Origin of the sequence: Halomonas sp. CH40 (genome assembly GCA_041875495.1) — a bacterium.
GTDB lineage: Bacteria > Pseudomonadota > Gammaproteobacteria > Pseudomonadales > Halomonadaceae > Vreelandella.
Window position 1 is genome coordinate 1831660 of record CP112982.1, and the last position, 21528, is coordinate 1853187.

Consider the following 21528-nt stretch of genomic DNA (forward strand, 5'->3'; position numbering starts at 1 on the left):
AGGGTTCAGCCATTTATGTACCGTTACGATATTCACGACCAGACCCTGGTTGACGAACGCGTTGCCCAATTCCGCGATCAAATGAATCGCTATCAAACCGGCCGGCTGGGAGAAGAAGAATTTCGCCCGCTACGCCTGCAAAACGGCCTGTATATTCAAAAACATGCCCCCATGTTGCGGATCGCCATCCCTTATGGAATGTTGGCGGGATACCAACTGCGCGCCCTGGCGGCAATTACCCGACGCTATGACCGAGGTTACGGCCACTTTACCACCCGCCAGAACCTGCAGCTTAACTGGCCAGCGCTGGAGGATATTCCCGATATCCTGGCAGATCTGGCCAAGGTGCAGATGCATGCCATTCAGACCAGCGGCAACTGTATCCGTAATACCACCAGCGACCAGTTCGCAGGGATTGCCGGCGACGAGGTAGAAGACCCACGCCCCTGGTGTGAACTGATTCGCCAGTGGTCAACCTTGCACCCTGAGTTTGCCTATCTGCCGCGCAAGTTCAAGATTGCCGTCAGCGGCGCATCCGAAGATCGTGCCGCCATTCAGGTACACGATATTGGCCTGCGTTTCTGGCGCAATGCCGAGGGCGAGCTGCGCATAAAAGTGCTGGCGGGTGGTGGCCTTGGGCGCACTCCCATGATTGGCGACGTGGTACGGGAGGATCTGCCCTGGCAGCATCTGTTGACCTACCTGGAAGCCTGTGTGCGCGTGTACAACCAGTTTGGTCGGCGTGATAACAAGTTCAAGGCGCGTATCAAGATTCTGGTCAAGGCACTCGGCATTGAGGAATTCCGTCGTAGGGCAGAAGAAGAGTGGATGCATCTCAAGGATGGGCCGCAAACCCTCAATAAACCCGCGGTTGACGCTGCCAAAGCGCATTTCCCCGACCCGGAAAGGCGCGCCGTTGCTGAAAGCGCTCTTCAGGAATATGAACAGCTGCGCAGCGAAAACCGTGCTTTTGCCCGCTTTGTGACCAATAACGTCACTGAGCATAAGGTGCCAGGCTATAAAGCGGTGACCCTCTCTCTCAAGCGTCGCGAACATGCCCCAGGTGACGTGACGGCTGACCAGATGGACGCCGTGGCGGATCTGGCCGACCGTTACAGCTTTGGTGAAGTGCGAGTGACCCACGAACAGAACCTGGTGCTGTCGGATGTTCCCGTGGATGAACTGCAAGCCCTCTGGCAGGAACTTGACGCCCTCGGAATGGCCAACCCCACGGTAGGCACCCTCAACGATATCATCTGCTGCCCAGGCGGTGACTATTGTGGCCTAGCGAACGCGGTCTCCATCCCCATCGCTCAGGCACTGCAGGAGCGTTTTGAGGATCTGGACTTCCTCTATGACCTCGGCCCGCTGGATCTGAATATTTCAGGCTGCATGAACGCCTGTGGTCATCACCATGTCGGCCATATCGGGATTCTCGGGGTCGATAAAAAAGGCGAAGAGTACTACCAGATTTCGATTGGTGGTAATTCAACCGACGACGCCTCGCTTGGCAAGATTCTTGGCCCGTCTTTCTTCCGCGAAGACGTGCCTGCTGTGGTCGAGAAGGTATTGGAAGTCTATGTTGCCGAACGCCACGATGATGAGCGCTTTCTGGATACCTACCGCCGTATTGGCCTGAAACCCTTCAAGGAGCGTGTTTATGCCCAGTAATCACTCAGCCGCCCATGCAACGCAAGCAGGTGAAACGGATGTTATCCCGGCACATGCAGATCACCTGATCGTTAACGGTGAACTTGCAGACATCAATGCCTGGTGTGTTTCCTATACTGAAGAGACATTGCCCGAGCAACGCCCTGCTTTCGTTCCCTTGGCCTTATGGCAAGCCCATCGTACTGAAGAGGAGTTGGCGCCCTTATTGGCCAGCGACACCCTGATCGGCCCTGCATTGGCTGCAGAACTTGACCGAGCCAGCGCTATTGCGATTGATTTTCCGGCCTTTACCGATGGCCGAGGCTATACGCTGGCGCGCCTGCTACGTGAGCGGTTCGGCTACCAGGGTGAGATTCGTGCCGTTGGCGATGTTCTGGTTGACCAGCTGGACTATATGCGCCGCTGTGGGTTCACCGCCATGGCGCTGCGCCATGATCAGCATCCTGAAGACGCACTGCGCGCCATTAACGCCATCAGCGTGCGTTACCAACCGGATGTCGAGCTGCGTCAGGCAATGTTTGAAAGACGCCAAGCCCAGCCTGCCGAGCGGGAAATGCTTGCATGCAGTTAATCTAGGTAGCCAGTGTAAACAGCTATTTCAAGCATAGCTGGTTCAACATTTAGATATTATGTCACAGGGCAGTTGAAACTGCCCTGTGATCACTTCTTTGCGGTATTCCCAATAACTGAACCTTAGCCTTTAACCACGCCGTTTCTGTTGGCGTTCACGGTTACTGGCTTTTGCGCGTTCGCTTTTGCGCAGCATCACCCAGGTGGCGCCTAATCCGCCATCTGAGGATTGCGCGGAAGTATAGGCCTGAACCTCATCAAACTGCTGGAGCCATTTGGCCAGGTAGGAGCGCAGCACATTCGCCGGGCTGTCCATTTCCCTTCCACGCCCATGCACAATCATGACGGAGCGCAGGTCGTGGCTGTAAGCGTCATGCACAAAAGGAAACAGCAAACGGCGACATTCTGCCAGGGGCCGTCGAATCAGGTGCAGCTGGGCCTGAACGGGATAGCCACCCTGCCTGAGTTTGTCCACCACGGCTTGCTGAACGCCTTCGCGCAGAAACTCCATGGGGTCAAAAGGGGGCAACAGATCAACAAAATCATCAGAGAGGAAGTTACGCTCATCCAGCACGGCCTGGGCCGCTTCACGCCGAGCCTGCTGAGCTTCTGTTGCCTGCGAACGCTTTTTACCAGTATCGGCCAGGTTAGTGCGGCCAAGCGGCTGCACATCGCCAACTAAAGCCTTGAAATCCATGTCATCACGCATAGGCTGATTCATATTGAATTCCTCCGGCGGGTGGAAGCCTTATGCTAACAAAAACTTTCCCCATTAAGTAAGGAAAGTGTTGGCACAGGGATTTAGCCCTGTGTGATAAACCTGATGGGAGCAGCGTAGATAATGTTGAGTAACCCAAAGCGAAAAAGACGTTGGCTGGTGATTGCCCTGCTGGGGATTGTAGGCGTGTTGGCCTGGTTATGGCTGACCATGCTGAGTCCATGGTTTTATGAACGCCCTGATGATGTGGCTGATATTGAGCAGAGGACACACCATGTATTTGTTTACGGCACACTGACCTATGCGCCCGTCCGCTGGCTGGTCATGGGAGCTAACGGCCAACCCAGGCCAGCACGCTTGGAAAACTACCGTAAAAACGGCCTGGATCTTTCCTTCGCTGAAAATGCCCATGTTGAAGGCTTGCGCCTGACAGTGACACCTGAACAGCTTAGACGGCTGGACCGCTATGAGCGCATTGGCGTGCGCTATACCCGCCAGGAAATTACTTTGGCGGATGGGTCTCGCGCCTGGGTTTACCGACGCCTGGCTGATTCTGCTACCATACTGGATCAGTTGGATGATCCAGCGCCCCTTATTGTCGGAGACTATTGATCGTATGAGTGCCCCCCTTCCGTATGTTCTTGTACTCTATTACTCACGTAGCGGCGCGACGGCCAGCATGGCCAGATACATTGCCGAAGGTGTTGAAAGCATCAGTGGCATTCAGGCACGTCTACGCTGTGTGCCCTCAGTCTCAACGACCTGTGAAGCCGTTGAACCGGATATTCCCGAACAAGGTGCCATCTATGCAGAGCTGGATGACCTGCTCCACTGTGCTGGGCTGGCGTTAGGTAGTCCGACCCGTTTTGGCAATATGGCGGCGCCCCTGAAGTATTTTCTAGATACCACCAGTAATCTTTGGCTAAACGGTACCCTGATCAATAAACCGGCCTGTGCGTTTACCTCCACCTCAAGTTTGCATGGTGGCCAAGAGAGCACCCTGCTTACCATGCTTGTGCCGCTCCTTCACCACGGCATGGTGTATGCGGGCTTACCCTATAGCGAAGTTGAGTTGCTCAGCACTACCACAGGCGGAACGCCTTATGGCGCGACGCATGTGGCCGGCGCCCGTAGCGACCGACAGGTCGATGAACAGGAACGCCGACTCTGCCATGCCCAAGGTAAACGCATCGCCAAGCTGGCGCTGGCTTTGAACACCCTGCAGGAGACAAACTGATGCGCGAATGGCTGGATGGATTGGAAGAACAGTATGGTCTTGACCGCCTGACCTATTGGTCGCGTCAGCTGGTATTGGCAAGCTTTGTGACGCTTTTGCTATTAACGGTTTATCGTGGCTTTCTCCTTCAGGGAGATACGTTCAATTGGCGCCCCATTGTCGCCTTCGTGCTACCGCTGATATTGTTTCTGCCTACTATTATCGGTCGTCGTCCGCGTGGGCATGCCTGGCTGTCATTTGTTAGCCTGCTCTATTTTACCCAGGGCGTGATGGTGGCGACTTTGCCGAGCCAGGCGTTCCGCGGGGTCGCTGAAGCACTGGTGTCACTGGCTCTATTTGTTGGCTGCATGGGATATGCACGTTTTCGCAGCCGTCAGCTACAACAGACACCCTGATCACCATCAAAAAATTTACAAGGATATAACTAACAGGACATATTTTGCTGCTAGTCTTATGCTGAAGCATCAACAGATGCTGACGACGACCACTGCAAAGGAAAACATCATAATGCAATTGATGAAAGGAATGACAATTGTCACTGCGCTGGCAGCAGCTCTCTCTACTACCGCCCTGGTTCAGGCGGCTGACCCTGAAGATGCAATTGAGTATCGACAGTCAGCTTTCAGCGTTATGGCCTGGCACTTTGGCCCGATGGGGGCGATGGCACAGGGCAAGATTGATTATGATCCTGAAGAGTTCGCACGGCGCGCCGAGGCAGTCAACGCGGTTGCTGGCATGCCTTGGGAAGGTTTTGTTGAAGGCTCCTATATGGGCGACAACCACGGCGTTGAAACGGATGCCATGGCCAAGATAGCCGATAATCAGGACGATATTCAGCAACGCGTGGAAACTTTCATGGAAGAAACCGCGACCTTGGCTGAGGTTGCCCAGGAAGGCGACTTCGAATCATCGCGGCGCGCTTTTGCAACTGTCGCAAACTCCTGTAAAGGCTGCCACGATAATTATCGCGATAATTGATCACAGCATTTTTGCGCTTAAACATATCAAGAGCCAGTACCCGTACACAGGTGCTGGCTCTTTTTAGTCAAATAGTCACTTAAAGCTGATTGAACTAAAGCCAAAAGAAAGCGCTGACGCCTACGCCGGCCAAAAGAGCCATTAAAGCACTGATAACCGGTAACCTGATTGAAGTATTGATGGCGTCAACAGGTGTTTGGGTAAATGTCTTGACGCCAGTAAACATTGCCTTAACAAGTCTTTCACCCAAAACTGCATGAACAGCGATAGCGACAAGATGCAATCCAATCAGAATCATCAGTAGTTGGGCATTGAGTTCGTGCCAGCTTACCAGTGCACTGCTGAACTCATTACCCAGGCTGCCATATAGTGGGCCTGAGAAAAAAATATCATCGCTTAAAAATAACCCGCTGATCGCCTGAAAGGTAAGTGACAGCATCAGAATCAACACCGCCCAGCCGCCGAGTGGGTTATGCCCGGCATAAGGGGCTGGCTGGCGCTGGATAAGGCTTTGAGCATAACGTGCAGAGGTCTTGGGTGAGGTCAGAAATGCACGAAAGCGGGCGTAATGAGTGCCAAAAAAAGCCCATATCCAGCGAAACGTCAATAAACCAAGTACGACATAACCTGCCTGGGCATGGATTTCAATCGGAAAAAGAAACGGAGCACCATCGGTTTTCATGGTGTAAAAGGAAAGCAGGACAGCAACCACCAATCCCCAGTGAAAAATACGTACCAGCACATCCCACACGTGAACAGCTTGCATAGTTCAGATCCCTTTGAATGGCGATGATAGGAAGACTATTTTCGCATTTCTTAACCTTTTCTCATAGAATGCATCTCGTTTTATTATTAAAACATGAACCAAGGAGTCAGATGTGATCAGTTCGGCCTGGCGCTATGCCAGCCAACAAACCTTGCCCGTTATGTTTGGTTATCTACCGCTTGGGGCTGCCTTTGGCATTCTGGCTATCGAAGTAGGTATCAGCTGGTATGCTGCTCTCGCGATGTCCGTATTTATTTATGCAGGAGCGGGGCAATTTCTGGCACTGGCTTTGTTAGCTGCAGGCGCGGGTTTGACTGAGGTGGCTGTCGCTACCCTGATGCTGAACTCCCGGCATGTTTTCTATGGCCTGTCGCTGCTTAAGCGTTTTCAGGGTGCCGGCTTAATGAAACCTTACCTGATTTTTGCGCTGACCGATGAAACCTATTCTTTATTGACCAGCCAACCTGCCGAAGACAAGCCTTCCCATGGGCTGGATTTGCGTATTAGCCTGCTGAATCAGACCTGGTGGGTACTTGGCTCCCTGATGGGAGTCGCGCTGGGCAGCGCGGCGCTGTTTGATAGCCAGGGGATTGAATTTGCCCTGACGGCCCTGTTCATTGTGTTGACCTTGGAGCAGGCGTGTCGCTTGCGACAGTCGCGCCCCTTTGTCATTGCTTTGGTAACGGGTATCGGTGCCCTTCTATTGCTGCCTGACCGCCACTTGCTCTTAGGTGCCATTGCCAGCACCTGTTTGCTGCTACTGGCTGACTATTTTCGGCGTGACACCCGCAGGAGAGCCCAATGCTGAATGATCCTGTGTGGCAGCTGATTATTGTTTGCGCGTTAGCCACCTTTGCCACTCGAGTCGTGCCCTTTGTGGCCCTTTCCAGGCAGGCAGATCACCCTTTGATTATCCATTTGGGCCGCTATCTTCCCCCGGCCGTGATGCTGATTCTGGTTATCTATGCTTTACGTGACCTGCGTCCATTGACACCGAACCTGGCGTTCAATTTAAGTGCCAATGGCTTACCCCTGATAATGGCAAGTTTAATGGTGGCGGCCTTGCATCTTTGGCGACGCAACGCCTTGCTTTCCATTGGGTTAGGTACCGCCAGTTACATGCTGATGGTTCAACTGGGTGGTACCAACTTATAACTGAAAGAGCGCTTGAGGTTTTTCTTTAGAGCGGCGAACATAGGTAAAACACTCCAAGGAGTTACCCGATGAAACGTGAAATCGCCGATATTAGACGCGACTATGAAGGTGGGCAGCTCGAAGAAGCCCAGACACCAGACGATCCCATTGCACTGTTTGATGAATGGTTCACCCTGGCTATCGAGAATGATGAACAAGACGGTAATGCCATGACTCTGGCAACGGTCGACAACCAGGGGCGCCCCCACGCACGCGTTGTGCTGTTAAAAGACTTTGATGAAAACGGCATGGTGTTTTTTACCAACTACCATAGCCACAAAGGGAACGAGCTGAACGCTGTGCCTTTTGCCGCACTGACGTTCTGGTGGCCGTCTCTCTCGCGTCAGGTGCGCATTGAAGGGCGAGTTGAGCAGGTATCTGCCGATGAGTCAGACGAGTATTTCGATAGCCGCCCGCGCGGTAGCCAACTGGGTGCCTGGGTCGCTACCCAAAGTGTTGTGATTCCAGGCCGGAACTGGATTGAAGAACGCCAGCACCGTTTCGAGCAGGCCTATGAAGGTCAGGAAATCCCACGCCCGATTCATTGGGGAGGCTATCGGGTTATACCGGATATGCTGGAATTCTGGCAGGGCCAGCCCAGCCGATTGCACGACCGGATTCGCTACGAACGCCGTGATGGTGGCCAGTGGCACCGTTTCAGGCTAGCGCCCTGATAAGCAATAGCTCACAACAGAAAAGTTCTGGGGCGGCCTGTGGAAAGGCCGCCCTTTGACATTCAAAGCAGGCGTCAATCGGGCTGGCTTTCCAGACGATGGCGCTGCCATTCACTTTCCGGCTCATTAAGCAGCATGGTCGCATCAATGACCTGTTCTTCCATGTTATAACGAATCTTGAACCCCAAGTGCTTCATCAGTGCTCGCATAGGATGGTTATCGGCCATTATCTTGCCGATCATTTCCAGAGTGCCAATGTTACGGCAGTAATCAATCATCTTTTTCATCAACAGGCTGCCAATCCCTAACCCCTGCAGATCATCGCGAATAATCACTGAAAACTCGGTACGGATATTATCCGGATCGTTCCAGACCCTCACGACACCCAGCATTTCCTTACTGCCATCTTCCAGTTGATGTTCAGCAATAAAGGCCATCTGACGGTCATAGTTGATATGCGACAGCATTGAAAGATCACGGTTGGTAAGATCCGATTTGTTATGAAAGTAACGGAAACGGATGCTTTCCTCGGATAACTGGCGATGAAAGGTGGTAATCAAGGGCGCATCTTCAGCACGAATCGGGCGCACTTCAACCTGCCAGCCATTTTTAAGCGTTACCCATTCTCGCAACTCTTCAGGGTACGGCATGATAGCAAAGCGCGCCGGGCTACCCAGATCGATAGCAAAATCCACCGCTATCATGCCATCACGATTGAGCAGTAAGGGGTTGATCTCCAATCCGCAGAGTTCAGTAAGATCCGACGCCATCTGTGACAACTTGACTAGCAGCTGGCAAAGGCGATGAATATCGCGCTGAGGGTCTGCTGAGTGCTCTCGCAGCAGTGAGGCTGCATGGGTACGCCCGACAACATCAGCTGCCAGGCTCATGTTCAACGGCGGTAATGCCACCTGGCGGTCAGCGAGAATATTGACCTTGTAACCACCAATACCAAAGACGATCAAGGGGCCAAATACAGGGTCACGGGTAATGCCCGCACAAATCTGCATGGAGTGCTTGCCCCGCTGCATTGGCTGAAGGCAATACTCGCGCACCTGATACTGGGGGAATTTTTCATTAACTTTTTCGCCCAACCGCTCGACCCCATCGGCCACCTCCTGGGGTGTTTCCAGATCCTGAAGCAGCCCGGCCGACACCTTGTGAGGATGCTTGCGGTAGCGATAAGGCCGGCAGTTACCTTCATGAACCACTTTGAGTGCCTTGGGGCCCTTGAGCTTACCAGCGGCCTCGAGCGCCTCCTCACGGTTATGCACGTAGATACTCGGAGCCGTAGGAATACCGTATGCTTCGAGTACTTTGGCTGCCTCTGAATGAAAGAGTGTCTGGCGGCCCTCTTCCTTGGCTTGCTTGATCAGGGTGCGGCATTCCGCACGAATTTCCGAGCTGGTCGTAAATGGTAGGCTAGGCGGAATTTCCTGCAACAATAGCTGCACGCGCTGATAATCCACCATGTGCATAAAGGCTTTGACGGCTTTTTCCGGCGAGGTATAAGTCGGAATTCCCGAGATATTGCATTCATGGCGGGCATTCAAAGCTTCTTTAAGCCCCATCCAACTGGTCAGCAGGTTACGCCGGAACTTCTTGCGGTTAGCCACCAGCGCCTGAGCTGTTTCCAGGGAGGGGGCCAGGCGCGTTGGCGCATGCACCACCAGCACCGCATCCACATTGGGGTCAGCGGCTACAATCTCCAGAGCATCCACAAAGCGCTGCGGCGTGGCATTTCCCCCCAGGTCAACCGGGTTTTCACCCGGCTTGGTGATATCCACGTGACGTTCGTTCAGCAGGTGCTGGGTATCAACGCTGAATTTTGCCAGTTTACCGCCCGCACTGATCAGCTTATCAATCGCCAGCATGGCCGGCCCTAAACCATTGGAAACAACCGCCAGGCGATCGCCTTTCAAAGGCTTCATGCGTGATAAGGTTTCCAGCGCATCAATAAGCTCATCGGAATCATCCACCCGCACCACACCAGCGCGGGCAAAGGCGGCATCGAAGACCGTATCGCGATTGGTAATACCAGGCGTGGGCGGCATGCCAGAAATATCTGACTCTACGGTGCGCCCACTCTTGATAGCCACGACCAGGCGATTACGGGAGGCATCCCTTAATGCCGTCATAAAGTGCTGAGCATCATTGACCCGCTCAAGGTGCAAGAGAATCGCCTGGGCGGGCGAAAACTGATTCACGTAGTCAATCAGGTCAGGGAGCAGGACGTCCACACTGTCACCCACGGTAATCAGGTGCGAGAAGCCCACATCACGCCCGGCTGCCCAATCAATCATGCCATTGGCCAGCATGCCTGATTGGCCAATATAAGCCACCCTGCCCGCTTTTACCGGATGACTGGCGTAGGAGGCATTGAGTTTTTTACCCGGCACGATAACGCCCATGCATTCAGGCCCTAGCAGGCGTATGCCCGAAACCCGGGCGGCCTTGAGCATGCGCTCACGGATGGAGCCCTTGTTGCCCTTTTCACGATCAAGATAAGCCCCACCGGACAGCACAACCGCTGCCTTGACGCCAAAATCACCCAGTTGGCGAATCAGTTTGGGAACCCCTTCAATGGGAGAACAGACAACCGCCAGATCAGGAATCTCCGGCAAATCGTCGACGTGGCGAACACAATCTTCTCCATGTACCTGAGCATATCCGCGCAGATTCACCGCCCATATCTTGCCCTTGAAACCACCCTCCTGAATATTGCGCAGGACGAGCCCACCCAGGGATTCAAGTTTTTCCGAAGCTCCAAAGACAGCGAGTGTGCGCGGCTCAAAGAAGTGATGTAAAAAGCGTGTACTCACGTGTGGCTCTCCCGCTTCAATAGGTGCTGTTAGCTTAGGGTCTGTTGACGTTTCATCGCGAACCGCGTTGCTGCGCCAAAGGGCGTCAGGCAAGGCGCGACACGACGGTAATGGTAGTGCCCTTACCGAGTGGCGCAACGCCGCATGGCGTTCTTTGGCGCGCAACCCGAAGGGACAGGGCCCTTTTGGCACAGCCCTGCGTTGTTCGTCGCTAATTGGGAACCACCCAACCACGCTCCTCACGCCTTGCTCTGCACCAAAAGGGCCTCTGTCGCGGCCGTGAGGAAACGTCAACAGACCCTATCAGTCTGCAGGATTAATTGACCAATTACGACTTATTGACACTGTCCTATGACACCTTGTCGCGATTAAGGTGAAGCCTGCTATTTTGGAGCACTTGAATGATCACTGCCTATTTGACACACCCCCACTGCTCACTGCATCACATGGGGCCTGAACACCCGGAAAATCCACAGCGTCTGGAGGCTATCAGTGCTCGTCTCGCGCTATCTGGCCTACTGCAACAGACAATGCAGGGCGATGCCAAGGAAGCCAGCGATGAAGATCTCGCCCGTGTTCATCCTATGCGCCACCTCAAGGCGTTGGAAAAGTGTGTCCCTGAACAGGGCATAGTGACGCTCGACAGTGACACCATGATGAACCCCGACAGCCTGAAAGCGGCCAGAATGTCCGCTGGAGCCGTCATCAAGGGGGTTGATCAGGTTTTCAAACGTCAGGCGGATAATGTGTTCTGCGCTGTCAGGCCGCCAGGCCACCATGCAGAAGCCTCTGATGCCATGGGCTTCTGCTTTTATAACAATGTGGCAGTGGGCGCGGCCTATGCCAGAGAAAAATATGGCGCCCGCAGAATTGCTATCCTGGATTTCGATGTGCACCAGTGCAACGGCACCATCGATATTTTCAAGAATGACCCCGATATCCTGGTATGCAGCAGTTTCCAGTACCCCTTCTATCCTTGGCGTTATCTGCGTAGCGAGTGGCAAAATATTGTCAATACCCCACTGGAAGTGGGCACTGATAGCAAGGAATTCAGACGCACCATCGAAAATCACTGGTTACCGGCCCTACATGCTTTCAAACCGGAGTTGGTAATGCTCTCCTCAGGGTTTGATGCCCATCGCGAAGACCCGATGGCAGACGTGTGTCTGGAAGATGAAGACTTTTACTGGATTACCCACATGGCGATGGAAATAGCGACTCTTTACGCCAATAATCGCGTTGTTTCAGTCCTCGAAGGTGGCTATAACCCTGATACCCTGGCACGCGGCGTTGAGGCACATATGAAAGCCTTACTGGGTATGCCATTCAGTGATGCCCCCAACGCCTAGCCTGTCTGTTGGCTCAATATGATGGTCTTCATGGTATAGTCGTGGCTGATTGTTGAACCTTATGACCTTTGAGTGTTGAGCCATGTCGGCAACGTCAGAAGAAAATGCGGCATTAAAGATTGCTTCAGGTAGCAAACCTTTCGTAGAACCGCTGCGTCTGGGAGAACGCCTGAAGCAGATACGCCTGGCTAACCGTTGGACACTGGAAGAAACCAGCCAGCGTACTGGGCTTGCCCGGTCTACTCTTTCCAAGATTGAAAACGATCAGATATCCCCCACTTTCACAGTGGTTCAGAAGCTGATTTCCGGCCTGGATATTGATCTACCACAACTCTTTACTCCGCCCAAACGCGAAAAATATACGCTAGGGCGTCGAGACCTTACCCGCAAGGGAAAAGGCAAATTGCATCCAACACCCACATATGAGCACGAATTATTGGGTCACCAGTTGGCTCAGAAGCGTATGATTCCATTTAAGACAGTTGTCAGGGCACGCAGTTTTGATGAATACCATCAATGGGTTCGTCATGATGGCGAAGAGTTCTTGATGGTGCTTGACGGAGAAATTTCACTATATACCGAGTTTTATGCTCCCTTGCATCTGACACAAGGAGACAGCATCTATTTCGACAGTGAGATGGGGCATGCTCTGGTATCGGTTAGCGATGAAGACGCAACGGTTCTTTCTGTTTGCACTCGGGGCGATTCTTAAATTTATTTATTGAAATAGGATAACGGTATAATATTTCAATGCCATGTAATAACCTGGCCATGCTGTGCTGTCAACGCCACAAACTCTTGGGTATCTATAACTTGAAAACCATTCAGGTAACCATCGTCTATTTTATCTGCCAAACCTCTTGATAACAGGTCTTCGTATAAAATAGATACCTGACCAACCAATGATTTCCACTTATCATCAATGATTAAGGCAGCTGTAACGGCCTCTTCGATCAGGAGTAAATGATCCTCAGGATTAATGGCGCTAAGCGCTTGCGAGGCTGCGGGATAGGACGCAGATTGGTTAAGAATGTGCAACGTCATCAGTCAATCACCTTCAAAATGTCAGTATATGACTGGCATTGGAAAAACATGCCCTGAGCTGGTCGTCATCAATAACAGATACCCCCGCCATCAAGTCTTTCTGGCCAATATTCAGGTTTGCCAGGTCACTGCTTGGCACTAGCAGTTCCTTGATACCGTACATTTCCAATGATTCCAGTATGGCTGAGGTACTAAGGGGTTTACCCAGAGCATCATGTTGGCCCGGGATTAAACCCATAATGCCCTGCCCCATAAATAAGAGTTTTACTTCCTGGCCAAAAACAGCGCCGACCAGAGCGACGTCAAGCCCCTCTGCCAGCCAACGCTCATCATGTGGCGAATGACGAAGCACTATTAGCGTAGTTGGCAACATAGTAGTTTGGGTTTCCACATCTACTCCTAAGGCGCAAAGCTGATAAAACGCTCACAGCGATTTTGCAGATCAACCAGTTGCCCGATACCGGTTAATTCAAACGGCGCCACAACATTGTGCCAATCAAGATGCTGACGTGTCGCTTCTGCTTGATTGATAAGACCGCGCTGCATCGCGGCTGACACACATACATCCAGGGTGACACCGTACTTTTCGTTCAAGGCGCACCACTGCTGATATAACTCAGCGTGTGGAGGCATGTCGCCAAGCTGGGTCGATGCATTAAAAACACCATCGTGATGAAAGAAAACGCCTTCCAGCTGATGCCCTTCCTTGAAGAGTGCCTCAGCAAAACGAAGCGCTGAACGCGGCGCCTCACTGCTAAAGGGCGCACCAAGCACTAACAACCCATATCGCATGAAAGCCTACCCTATTAACAAACAGGCTCCATCATGAGATGGAGCCTGTAAATTTCAGCTTATACTGCTAATTACATGAAGGCGAAATTAATCGCTGCTCATGATACCCAACAAGGACAGCAAGCTTATAAACAGATTGTAGATTGATACGTATAGCGTGATGGTTGCCAGAATGTAATTTGTTTCTCCAGCGCGATGAACTATTTCACTGGTCTGATAGAGAATCACCGCTGATGAGAACAGTACAAAACCAGCGGAGACCATCAGGGACAGCGCAGCAATGTTAAACACTAGACCAACGACCATGGCCAGTACCAGTACGATGGCACCCGCCAGCAGGAAATTACCGAGGAAGCTGAAATCCTTTTTGGAAATCAGTGCCACTGCAGATAGGCCGATAAAGGTGGCTCCCGTCATCGCAAAGGCGGTCATGATCAAGGACGCACCGTTCGGCAATGCCAAATAGGCTGAGAGAATCGGCCCTAGGGTGAACCCCATGAAGCCAGTAAACGCAAATGTAGATAACAGGCCAATAGCAGAGTTAGCGGTTTTGTGAACCAGGAACATCAATCCGTAGGCGCCGATGAAGAACACAAAAATATTCATGCGTTCGACACCCATTGCCATCGCTGCGCCAGCGGTGACCGCAGAGAACAACAAGGTCATCGCCAATAACGCGTAGGTATTACGCAACACTTTGTTGGTGCTAACGCCAGTCGCCTTGCCAGTAGCTACAGACGGTGAAGTACGCGCATCATTGTAAGCCATGTAACTTGCTCCATAAGGTTTCAATTACTCACAATTGACAAGGATGCCGTCGTCTAGTTCCCGACGCAAGCATTGTCTTTCACTCTGTTTCCACGCAAGGTGTGGTTAGAAAGCATGCAAAGGGTTTAACAATCCTCTACGTTGTATAGTCTGAAGTAAATAATTTTGCCAATTCCCGTACGCTATCAACAGCAAAACGCCCCGTAGACCATTAAGGAATGTCCAATGAACACCCATTATTCTCGCGTCATACTTGGCAGCCTATTAACACTTGGCGCCCTGCCAGCATTCGCCTTCTCACCGGCTGGGCAGGATCTAAGCTATCAGATAGGTGATGAGGCTTTTGAAGGCTATTTTGTTGAAGCAAACGGCGAAACCAAAGGTTCAGTACTGATTGTGCATGATTGAGATGGCCTTGATGACTATGAACGTCAGCGTGCCGACATGCTGGCAGAACAAGGCTACGATGCTTTTGCGGTTGATCTTTATGGAACAGGCAATCGGCCTCAAGCACTCGAGGATAAGCAGGCTGCGACCAACCGGCTGTATGAAGACCGTGAGCGCATGCGGCACTTGACCGAGGGTGGCATGGAGGCAGCGTTAGCAGAAGGCATGGACAGCGGCAGCGTGATTCTCGGCTACTGCTTCGGCGGCACAGTCGCCTTGGAGATGGCTCGCGCCAACAGCCTGGAAAATGTAACGGGCTATGCCAGCTTTCACGGCGGGCTGGATACACCAGAAGGCCAATCCTATGATGCTGACATAGCGCCAATCTTTATTGCCCACGGCGGTGGCGACCAGATTGTCAGCCTTGAAGACGTGGCAACATTATCTGCCACACTTGAAGAAGCAGACGTCAGCTATGAAGTGGGTATCTACTCAGGTGCTCCCCACGCCTTCAGCGTCTTTGGCAGCGACCGCTACGAAGAACAGGCTGACCAACGATCTTGGGCAACCTTCTCTGCCTGGTTGGAATCACATACGGATTAATCGCCTGTTCGTGCAAAAATGAAAGCGTTATTTATCAACAGCGTTGACTTCCAAGGAAAAGCTGGTAGTATACGCAGCCAAGTCGGAGGGATGGCAGAGCGGTTGAATGCACCGGTCTTGAAAACCGGCAAGGGTCAATAGCCCTTCCAGGGTTCGAATCCCTGTCCCTCCGCCAGAACAATGTTTCAGGCATTCCCAGAGATACCAGAAACACAGCAACCAAGCGCCCTAGGGCGCTTTTTTGTTTTCTATACGTCTCATTCCTTCCTTGACTTCCCACCCCCAAAAGGGGCATATCTGGGGGCATACGTTAAAATGCCCCCGAAAGGTGCCCCCAATGACCCGAGCGACAAACAAGCTCTCAGCTACCGCCGTGCGCAGCGCCAAGCCAAAAGAGAAAACCTACAAAATTTCTGATGGTGGTGGCATGTATCTGGAAGTCACCCCGAGCGGTGGTACCTATTGGCGAATGAAGTACCGCTTCAATGGTAAGGAAAAGCGGCTGGCGCTTGGCATCTACCCCGACACCACCCTCGCCCAGGCACGCGAACGCCGAGATGAAGCACGTCGTCAGCTCGCCCAAGGCGTTGACCCCAACGCCGCGCGTAAAGCCGAGCGCCGCGCCAACAAGATAGCGGCCGCCAATACCTTGACGGCCGTGGCGAATGAATGGCTCGAGGTACATAAGGGCAAAGTGGTAGAGGATCACTACCGCCATGATAAACGCCGCCTGGAGCTTCATTTGCTGCCTTGGCTCGGCAATCACCCAATCGCCGAGATCAACGCGGCCGATCTGTTGGACTGCCTGCGCAAAATCGAAAAGCAAGGCAAGCTCGAAACCGCCAAGCGGGTGCGCACCTTGGCAAGCCTAATTTATCGCTATGCGATTGCCACAGAACGCGCCGAGCGTGACCCCGCCGCCGATCTGAAAGGTGCACTACGGGCGCCCAAGGTCAACCACCACCCGGCAATCACTGACCCCGAAGAAGCGGCCGCCCTGATGCGCGCGATCTACGCTTATACCGGCGAACCGGTGACACTGGCAGCGCTCAAGCTCTCCGCGATGGTGTTTGTTCGCCCTGGTGAGCTTCGCCGCGCTGAATGGGATGCTATCGACCTGGACGCAGCTACCTGGACATTTCAGCCCAGCAAGAACAGCCCACCGCTGATCGTGCCACTTGCCTCACAAGCTGTAGAGGTGCTGGCAGAGCTTCATTGTCTGACCGGACGCGGCCGCTATGTTTTCCCGGGTGCGAGAAGTCGGGAACGACCAATGAGCGAGAACGCGATTACCGCCGCCCTGGCTGGCATGGGCTACAAAAACAGGATGACTGCCCACGGTTTCCGCGCGATGGCCAGAACGATACTTGAAGAACGGCTTAACTATCCGCCCGCCTACATCGAACAGCAACTCGCCCACGTCGTAAAAGACGCCAACGGCCGCGCCTACAACCGCACCGCGTACCTGGACCAAAGGCGCGAAATGTTGCAGGCGTGGGCTAACTACCTGGATGCGCTGCGCGATGGTGCGAGCAATGTCGTACCTATCAGGGGGCAAGCGTGAATAATGATGATCTGAGAGCATTTCAAGCAGAGTGTGAAGCTGCAGATGATTATTGGCATGAGTGGCAGTTCCGCTCAAAACGTATTCGAATGCCTGCTGACCCCCTGGCCTGGCTTAATAGGATTGAAGAGAGTCTACCTTCCAGTCTCGAGAGCCTACCTCTTGAAGCAAGAGCAGACTTTCAGCATTTGATCGAAGAGCAGCTACTTCAATGCCGACACCACATAGCTCGCAATGAACAAGATGCCACTAACGTGAGCTTTGCTGTGTTGGCAGAAAATATAGAACGTCTGAACTACAACATTTCTCTTTACCGCATCAAAAGCGCACAAGCCCAGCGCACCGCCGCTTCACGCAATCACCGACCAAAAGCAAGATCAGTGCTCAAAGCCAAGGTAATCGACGTAATGCGCCAACATAGGGCTGCTGGCATGGACTTCGTTTCATTCATTGAAATGTGGGAATCTGATCCGCTTGATGGCCTGAGATTGACGCCAATGAACGATAGTTATCTGGTAGAAGATGAAGATGCTATTTTTGAAAGTAGTCAGATATACAAGTACTCGACAATAAAAGACAAGCTTTGGCCCCTCGCTAAATCCAACCGCTAACGCCGTTAAAGGTGGACTGGCGCTCATCCTGTCCCTGTCATCCCAAGACGAACAGGAGAAGTACAGATGGCCCAGCCAACCCGCAAAGCACTCATAAAGCGCCGTGAAGTACAGGCACGCACCGCCCTGGCCAACTCGACACTTTACCGGCTAATGCAAAAAGGCGAGTTTCCGCAGTCTATTCAAATCGGCCCGCGATCTGTTGCGTGGGTAGAAGATGAAGTCGATCAATGGATCGAAGAGCGCATTGAAGCCGCCCGTAAAGAAAAGGGGGCCGCGTGATGTTGACTTTATCCCATACGTTCCCCTATGCTTCATTTGCTGGCGCAAAATCGTCAGCAACTACAGACCTTGGCCGGTCTCAATCACAAAGGCGCACCAGCGCCCCAAATGACGGCGCTTTTTTTATGCCCGTCAGTTATGGCGGCTGTGCGTGGGACACCCTCGGGTGTGCCGGTTTCCTTTGTGACCGGTCGGCCAACCTGCGTACAGTCGCCCCCATCCGTTGCTTGGCCGCAACCGGGGACGACTCCAAACACAAAGGAGTCACACCCATGGCACAACTACGCCTATCCAACCTCATCAATCGCAGCCTCGAAAGCCGCGCCGCTGCCCACCGTGCAATGGCAAAGTCTGCCTTATTTGCTGACTCGAGCGCTCGAGCCCGCCTCGCCCGCTACAACGCCCACATCGAAAAAGCGGAAGCCCTGGAAGCCCGCGCCCTGGAAGCTGCCAAGCGCAGCGCTGGCGGTGTGGCATGAATACTTTTGATTTGACACTTCATGCTGAAACCGTTTTTGAACTGGCTGAACAGTTAGCAGCCATTGCAAACGACATAAATACCAAAGGCGGTAATACGATCCCTGAGCCTGGCGAAGAACTCACTGTGCTGGTCGGCGGTGAAGTCGTGGGCGCCATATCAAGCCCAGGCGGAATGACAGACGCCGACCGCGCCAACCTTGCCCGCGCCGCCTTGTGTGGGGATTGCAGGACGATGGATAGAGTTTCCATTGCTCAAATGGCCGTGATTAAGACGTTGCAATATCAACGGCTGGACGAATTCACCCGCGATGGCCTGCTGATAGCCCTGGATGAATTGGCCGGTTCACTGGCTGAACGCGCTAGTTTTCTAGAGGAAGAATACTTCTCGGGAGAAGATCATGGAAACTAAAGGCGCCCCCACTATAGCCAGATTCAAACAGGCCGCTATTAACGATTATTCGCAGCACTTGGAACAGTTGACGCTTGCGGGTGAAGACTTGTTGAAAATGGAGTCTTTATTCAAGGCCGTTACAGCCGTGCTTGAAAAGGATGGGTTCGACTTAGCTAAAGATGCTGAAAGGCTCGCTTCTATTGGCCATGAACTGGCCAAGCAAAAAGCGGAATACTTTCTGGATGAAGCCGACGGCCTGGAAGCAACGATTGGGCAACTAGAAGATGAAGAAGGGGGCATTTGATTATGGTCGCTCAAGTTACAAAAGGGCTCGGCTTTGGGGAAAGCCGAACCCTCGAACACCAACTACCGACGACGCCTTGCGGCAAAGTAAAGCCTAACACTCAGCAATGTATGGTGCTAGAGCTTTTACGTCGGCAGCCAATGAGCGCCGCCGAGCTGCAATGGGAACTGCCCATAGCAGACGCCCGCGCCGTCGTGCGTGATCTACGCGCCAAGGGGTATGACATCCAAACAGAGATACACCCGCACCCAGGCGAGCCGAAAAGGCGTATCAAGCGTTACCGCCTGAAATAAGCGACGTAATCAGGGGGCCTCAATACGAGGCCCCCTGTTTGGAGGATGCCATGCCCAAGAAAAAACGAGAACGGGTATCAACCCCCGGCGGTTTTCTTGCGCTGCCCAAACTGCTGATGGAACAGCGCGATTTTCGGGAACTGTCACCCTCGGCCCTGAAAGTACTTATGGTGCTGGGGAGCCAGTACAACGGCCGGAACAATGGTGATCTGTCTGCCACTCATTCAATGATGGATGATTGGGGAGGCATGGCCAAGGCTACGCTTGCAAAGTCGCTAAGGGAGCTGCAAGACAAGAACCTGATCGTGAAGACACGCGAGAACAGGCACGGCCGAGAAGGCGCGCGCTGTGCGCTGTTTGGCCTGACCTGGCAGACGATCGACGATTGCCCAGGCAAAGACTTGGACGCACCGCCAAGCATTGTACCCAGGCGCAAGCTGTCCAAGGGGTGAAACTGCGCTTTTCTGTGCATTTACCAACCGGCCCAATGAGGCCGGTTTTTTAATGCCCGTTCAATAAATACCGCGTTCAAAAATTGAACCCTATAGGGTCAAAAATTGAACCCTTATCGGAATATCAGCGCCAGCCGCTTAAATAAGGGGTCAAAAATTGAACCCTTATCCCCTTATTTCGATTTTTACCGCGTTCAAAAATTGGACACCCTTCTAGAGTTACCATCCCAGGGGGGTATAAGGCACAGCGTTAAGGCTTATTGGTGTGAGTCCATGTAATGATATAACATTGTATTATCACCGCTGGCGCCAAGTGTCAAAGGTGATGCCATCAACCCGACAATGGTGAAACCGAATGAAACTATCAGCACTCCGAGAACAGCGAAGCGCCAAAGTTGCAGAAATGAAAACTTTGGTAGACACCGCCGCCAGTGAAGGCCGCGATCTGTCAGCCGATGAAACAAGCCAGTTTGACGCGCTCAAGAAAGAAGAACGCAGCCTCGCCAACCAGATCGACCGCGCTGAATATGTCGCTGATGTGGAGCGCCGCAGTGTAGCGGCCCCTGTTGGTGGGAATACCGCTGGCGCTGACTTCACCAAGCTGGCCAGCCAAGTAAGCGTAATGAAGGTTATGCGCGCCCAGATGGAAGGTCGCAGCCTGGACGGTGCTGAAGCCGAGTATGCTCAGGAAGCCGAGCGCCGCAGCGGCCGTAAAGCTCAAGGCGCGTTTGTACCGATGGCCGCCCTGGAAACCCGCGCCAATACGACCAGCTCAGCTGGCCAGATCACTCCAACTGATCACCGCCCCGACCAGTACATCGACGCCCTACGTAACCGCCTGCTGGCGCGTCGGCTTGGTATCCGCATTCTGTCCGGTTTGTCGGGTGATGTGAGCATCCCGAAGCATGGCACTGGCTTGGCGACTGGATGGGTAACTGAAGGTGGTGCCGTGCCTGAAGGTGATATGACCTTTGGAGAGGTGACGCTTTCACCCAAGCACGTCGGCGGTAAAACTGAGATGAGCCGTCAGCTTATCCAGCAATCAAGCCCAGACATTGAACAGCTTGTACGTGGCGACCTCTCCGCACTGATTGCCCAGCAGATCGACAACGCCATCCTGAACGGTGCCGGCGCAGCCGGTGAGCCACAGGGCATTATTGGCGCATCCGGTGTGCAAACCGCCAACATGCCGACCACCTGGCAGGAAGTGCTCGGACTCTCCGAGCTGTTGGAGCTCGAGAACCTGGAAGGCGCTGGCTGGCTTTCGGCCCCTGGTGTGAAAACCACCCTCGGCAGCACTGAAAAAGTGGCTGGCAGCGGTTCCGGTTTCCTGCTGGAAAATGGCCAGATGGATAGCCGCCCCTATTGGAGCACTAACCAGATGCCGGTAAACACCCTGCTGTATGGCGACTTTTCGCAAGTGATGCTTGGGGTGTGGAGTGAAATCGACATCCTGGTAAACCCATACGCTGAACCGGCTTATTCGCGTGGTGGCGTTCAAGTGCGCGCAATGGCGACTTGTGATGTGGCTTTACGCCATCCGCAAGCGTTTGTTGTGGCCACCCCGGTGGTCTAACA

Annotated in this window: 27 protein-coding genes, 1 tRNA gene and 1 pseudogene; 22 read left to right on the forward strand and 7 right to left on the reverse strand. The window is 53.1% G+C overall.

Going from position 1 to position 21528, the window contains the following annotated elements:
* The first annotated feature begins 15 nt into the window (after positions 1–15).
* A complete protein-coding gene (locus OR573_08445) occupies positions 16–1671 on the forward strand; it encodes a nitrite/sulfite reductase (protein ID XGA81629.1) in 1656 nt (551 codons plus the stop codon).
* Positions 1661–2242 (forward strand): DUF934 domain-containing protein, encoded by a 582-nt coding sequence (locus OR573_08450; GenBank protein XGA81630.1) that lies wholly within the window; start codon positions 1661–1663, stop codon positions 2240–2242. Before OR573_08445 ends, OR573_08450 begins: the two co-directional genes overlap by 11 nt.
* Before the next feature lie 129 nt (positions 2243–2371).
* Here OR573_08450 and smrA read toward each other — a convergent pair whose 3' ends face one another.
* A complete protein-coding gene (gene smrA / locus OR573_08455) occupies positions 2372–2962 on the reverse strand; it encodes a DNA endonuclease SmrA (GenBank protein ID XGA78562.1) in 591 nt (196 codons plus the stop codon).
* Between the two features lie 120 nt (positions 2963–3082).
* Here smrA and OR573_08460 point away from each other — a divergent pair, with 120 nt between their 5' ends.
* The 4 genes from OR573_08460 (at position 3083) to OR573_08475 (ending at position 5174) form a co-directional block, all read left to right on the forward strand.
* Positions 3083–3571: a gamma-glutamylcyclotransferase gene (locus tag OR573_08460; protein ID XGA78563.1), complete on the forward strand. Its 489-nt coding sequence runs from the start codon at positions 3083–3085 to the stop codon at positions 3569–3571.
* A gap of 4 nt (positions 3572–3575) precedes the next feature.
* On the forward strand, positions 3576–4196 hold the full coding sequence (gene wrbA, locus OR573_08465) for an NAD(P)H:quinone oxidoreductase (protein XGA78564.1): 621 nt from the start codon (positions 3576–3578) through the stop codon (positions 4194–4196).
* Positions 4196–4591, forward strand: coding sequence for a DUF2069 domain-containing protein (locus OR573_08470; GenBank protein XGA78565.1), 396 nt, complete (start codon positions 4196–4198; stop codon positions 4589–4591). Before wrbA ends, OR573_08470 begins: the two co-directional genes overlap by 1 nt.
* A gap of 112 nt (positions 4592–4703) precedes the next feature.
* Positions 4704–5174, forward strand: a complete 471-nt coding sequence (locus tag OR573_08475; protein XGA78566.1) for a cytochrome c — start codon at positions 4704–4706, stop codon at positions 5172–5174.
* 94 nt (positions 5175–5268) lie between these two features.
* Here the strand turns inward: OR573_08475 and OR573_08480 are convergent, their stop codons facing one another.
* Positions 5269–5940 carry a cytochrome b/b6 domain-containing protein gene (locus OR573_08480; GenBank protein ID XGA78567.1) on the reverse strand — a complete coding sequence of 224 codons (672 nt, stop codon included), beginning with the start codon at positions 5938–5940 and terminating at the stop codon, positions 5269–5271.
* 112 nt (positions 5941–6052) lie between these two features.
* Here OR573_08480 and OR573_08485 point away from each other — a divergent pair, with 112 nt between their 5' ends.
* From OR573_08485 to pdxH, 3 genes are all read left to right on the forward strand, one after another.
* The gene (locus OR573_08485; protein XGA78568.1) at positions 6053–6748 is read left to right on the forward strand and encodes an AzlC family ABC transporter permease; all 696 of its coding nucleotides are present in this window, start codon (positions 6053–6055) and stop codon (positions 6746–6748) included.
* Positions 6742–7095, forward strand: coding sequence for an AzlD domain-containing protein (locus OR573_08490; GenBank protein XGA78569.1), 354 nt, complete (start codon positions 6742–6744; stop codon positions 7093–7095). Before OR573_08485 ends, OR573_08490 begins: the two co-directional genes overlap by 7 nt.
* Positions 7096–7163: 68 nt before the next feature.
* Positions 7164–7808 (forward strand): pyridoxamine 5'-phosphate oxidase, encoded by a 645-nt coding sequence (gene pdxH / locus OR573_08495; GenBank protein ID XGA78570.1) that lies wholly within the window; start codon positions 7164–7166, stop codon positions 7806–7808.
* Between the two features lie 74 nt (positions 7809–7882).
* On the opposite strand, the gene OR573_08500 is transcribed toward pdxH, so the two are convergent.
* Entirely contained in the window at positions 7883–10630 is a 2748-nt protein-coding gene (locus tag OR573_08500; GenBank protein ID XGA78571.1) for a bifunctional acetate--CoA ligase family protein/GNAT family N-acetyltransferase, read from the reverse strand.
* A 401-nt stretch (positions 10631–11031) separates the two neighbouring features.
* On the opposite strand from OR573_08500, the gene OR573_08505 reads away from it, so the two are divergent.
* Positions 11032–11979: a histone deacetylase family protein gene (locus tag OR573_08505; GenBank protein ID XGA78572.1), complete on the forward strand. Its 948-nt coding sequence runs from the start codon at positions 11032–11034 to the stop codon at positions 11977–11979.
* 82 nt (positions 11980–12061) lie between these two features.
* The gene (locus OR573_08510) at positions 12062–12691 is read left to right on the forward strand and encodes an XRE family transcriptional regulator (protein XGA78573.1); all 630 of its coding nucleotides are present in this window, start codon (positions 12062–12064) and stop codon (positions 12689–12691) included.
* A gap of 35 nt (positions 12692–12726) precedes the next feature.
* Here the strand turns inward: OR573_08510 and tusB are convergent, their stop codons facing one another.
* The 4 genes from tusB to OR573_08530 all read right to left on the reverse strand — a co-directional run bounded on the left by tusB (position 12727) and on the right by OR573_08530 (position 14583).
* Entirely contained in the window at positions 12727–13023 is a 297-nt protein-coding gene (gene tusB / locus OR573_08515; protein ID XGA78574.1) for a sulfurtransferase complex subunit TusB, read from the reverse strand.
* Between the two features lie 13 nt (positions 13024–13036).
* Positions 13037–13414 carry a DsrE family protein gene (locus tag OR573_08520; GenBank protein XGA78575.1) on the reverse strand — a complete coding sequence of 126 codons (378 nt, stop codon included), beginning with the start codon at positions 13412–13414 and terminating at the stop codon, positions 13037–13039.
* An 8-nt stretch (positions 13415–13422) separates the two neighbouring features.
* Complete coding sequence (gene tusD, locus OR573_08525; GenBank protein ID XGA78576.1) at positions 13423–13815, reverse strand: sulfurtransferase complex subunit TusD; 393 nt, start codon at positions 13813–13815, stop codon at positions 13423–13425.
* A gap of 87 nt (positions 13816–13902) precedes the next feature.
* Positions 13903–14583, reverse strand: coding sequence for a Bax inhibitor-1/YccA family protein (locus OR573_08530; GenBank protein ID XGA78577.1), 681 nt, complete (start codon positions 14581–14583; stop codon positions 13903–13905).
* Positions 14584–14808: 225 nt separating this feature from the next.
* Between OR573_08530 and OR573_08535 the strand changes: the two are divergent.
* From OR573_08535 to OR573_08585, 11 genes and pseudogenes are all read left to right on the forward strand, one after another.
* Positions 14809–15573: pseudogene (locus OR573_08535) on the forward strand (dienelactone hydrolase family protein).
* Between the two features lie 84 nt (positions 15574–15657).
* Positions 15658–15748: transfer RNA gene (locus OR573_08540), tRNA-Ser, on the forward strand.
* 162 nt (positions 15749–15910) lie between these two features.
* Positions 15911–17137: an integrase arm-type DNA-binding domain-containing protein gene (locus OR573_08545; protein ID XGA78578.1), complete on the forward strand. Its 1227-nt coding sequence runs from the start codon at positions 15911–15913 to the stop codon at positions 17135–17137.
* Complete coding sequence (locus tag OR573_08550; protein ID XGA78579.1) at positions 17134–17748, forward strand: hypothetical protein; 615 nt, start codon at positions 17134–17136, stop codon at positions 17746–17748. Before OR573_08545 ends, OR573_08550 begins: the two co-directional genes overlap by 4 nt.
* 66 nt (positions 17749–17814) lie before the next feature.
* Positions 17815–18030 (forward strand): AlpA family transcriptional regulator, encoded by a 216-nt coding sequence (locus OR573_08555; GenBank protein XGA78580.1) that lies wholly within the window; start codon positions 17815–17817, stop codon positions 18028–18030.
* A gap of 272 nt (positions 18031–18302) precedes the next feature.
* The gene (locus OR573_08560; protein ID XGA78581.1) at positions 18303–18509 is read left to right on the forward strand and encodes a hypothetical protein; all 207 of its coding nucleotides are present in this window, start codon (positions 18303–18305) and stop codon (positions 18507–18509) included.
* Positions 18506–18919: a hypothetical protein gene (locus OR573_08565; protein XGA78582.1), complete on the forward strand. Its 414-nt coding sequence runs from the start codon at positions 18506–18508 to the stop codon at positions 18917–18919. The genes OR573_08560 and OR573_08565 overlap by 4 nt, the downstream gene beginning before the upstream one ends.
* Positions 18909–19205 carry a hypothetical protein gene (locus tag OR573_08570; protein ID XGA78583.1) on the forward strand — a complete coding sequence of 99 codons (297 nt, stop codon included), beginning with the start codon at positions 18909–18911 and terminating at the stop codon, positions 19203–19205. Before OR573_08565 ends, OR573_08570 begins: the two co-directional genes overlap by 11 nt.
* Positions 19206–19207: 2 nt before the next feature.
* Positions 19208–19498, forward strand: coding sequence for a hypothetical protein (locus OR573_08575; GenBank protein ID XGA78584.1), 291 nt, complete (start codon positions 19208–19210; stop codon positions 19496–19498).
* 50 nt (positions 19499–19548) lie between these two features.
* Complete coding sequence (locus OR573_08580) at positions 19549–19950, forward strand: hypothetical protein (GenBank protein XGA78585.1); 402 nt, start codon at positions 19549–19551, stop codon at positions 19948–19950.
* A gap of 355 nt (positions 19951–20305) precedes the next feature.
* Positions 20306–21526 (forward strand): phage major capsid protein, encoded by a 1221-nt coding sequence (locus OR573_08585; GenBank protein XGA78586.1) that lies wholly within the window; start codon positions 20306–20308, stop codon positions 21524–21526.
* The last annotated feature ends 2 nt before the right edge of the window (positions 21527–21528 follow it).

Bases quoted from the DNA above. Each gene is read 5' to 3' on its own strand.
- OR573_08445 (XGA81629.1), top strand. From the start codon at position 16: ATGTACCGTTACGATATTCACGACCAGACCCTGGTTGACGAACGCGTT.
- OR573_08450 (XGA81630.1), top strand. From the start codon at position 1,661: ATGCCCAGTAATCACTCAGCCGCCCATGCAACGCAAGCAGGTGAAACG.
- smrA (XGA78562.1), bottom strand. From the start codon at position 2,962: ATGAATCAGCCTATGCGTGATGACATGGATTTCAAGGCTTTAGTTGGC.
- OR573_08460 (XGA78563.1), top strand. From the start codon at position 3,083: ATGTTGAGTAACCCAAAGCGAAAAAGACGTTGGCTGGTGATTGCCCTG.
- wrbA (XGA78564.1), top strand. From the start codon at position 3,576: ATGAGTGCCCCCCTTCCGTATGTTCTTGTACTCTATTACTCACGTAGC.
- OR573_08470 (XGA78565.1), top strand. From the start codon at position 4,196: ATGCGCGAATGGCTGGATGGATTGGAAGAACAGTATGGTCTTGACCGC.
- OR573_08475 (XGA78566.1), top strand. From the start codon at position 4,704: ATGCAATTGATGAAAGGAATGACAATTGTCACTGCGCTGGCAGCAGCT.
- OR573_08480 (XGA78567.1), bottom strand. From the start codon at position 5,940: ATGCAAGCTGTTCACGTGTGGGATGTGCTGGTACGTATTTTTCACTGG.
- OR573_08490 (XGA78569.1), top strand. From the start codon at position 6,742: ATGCTGAATGATCCTGTGTGGCAGCTGATTATTGTTTGCGCGTTAGCC.
- pdxH (XGA78570.1), top strand. From the start codon at position 7,164: ATGAAACGTGAAATCGCCGATATTAGACGCGACTATGAAGGTGGGCAG.
- OR573_08505 (XGA78572.1), top strand. From the start codon at position 11,032: ATGATCACTGCCTATTTGACACACCCCCACTGCTCACTGCATCACATG.
- OR573_08510 (XGA78573.1), top strand. From the start codon at position 12,062: ATGTCGGCAACGTCAGAAGAAAATGCGGCATTAAAGATTGCTTCAGGT.
- tusB (XGA78574.1), bottom strand. From the start codon at position 13,023: ATGACGTTGCACATTCTTAACCAATCTGCGTCCTATCCCGCAGCCTCG.
- tusD (XGA78576.1), bottom strand. From the start codon at position 13,815: ATGCGATATGGGTTGTTAGTGCTTGGTGCGCCCTTTAGCAGTGAGGCG.
- OR573_08530 (XGA78577.1), bottom strand. From the start codon at position 14,583: ATGGCTTACAATGATGCGCGTACTTCACCGTCTGTAGCTACTGGCAAG.
- OR573_08545 (XGA78578.1), top strand. From the start codon at position 15,911: ATGACCCGAGCGACAAACAAGCTCTCAGCTACCGCCGTGCGCAGCGCC.
- OR573_08555 (XGA78580.1), top strand. From the start codon at position 17,815: ATGGCCCAGCCAACCCGCAAAGCACTCATAAAGCGCCGTGAAGTACAG.
- OR573_08560 (XGA78581.1), top strand. From the start codon at position 18,303: ATGGCACAACTACGCCTATCCAACCTCATCAATCGCAGCCTCGAAAGC.
- OR573_08565 (XGA78582.1), top strand. From the start codon at position 18,506: ATGAATACTTTTGATTTGACACTTCATGCTGAAACCGTTTTTGAACTG.
- OR573_08570 (XGA78583.1), top strand. From the start codon at position 18,909: ATGGAAACTAAAGGCGCCCCCACTATAGCCAGATTCAAACAGGCCGCT.
- OR573_08575 (XGA78584.1), top strand. From the start codon at position 19,208: ATGGTCGCTCAAGTTACAAAAGGGCTCGGCTTTGGGGAAAGCCGAACC.
- OR573_08580 (XGA78585.1), top strand. From the start codon at position 19,549: ATGCCCAAGAAAAAACGAGAACGGGTATCAACCCCCGGCGGTTTTCTT.
- OR573_08585 (XGA78586.1), top strand. From the start codon at position 20,306: ATGAAACTATCAGCACTCCGAGAACAGCGAAGCGCCAAAGTTGCAGAA.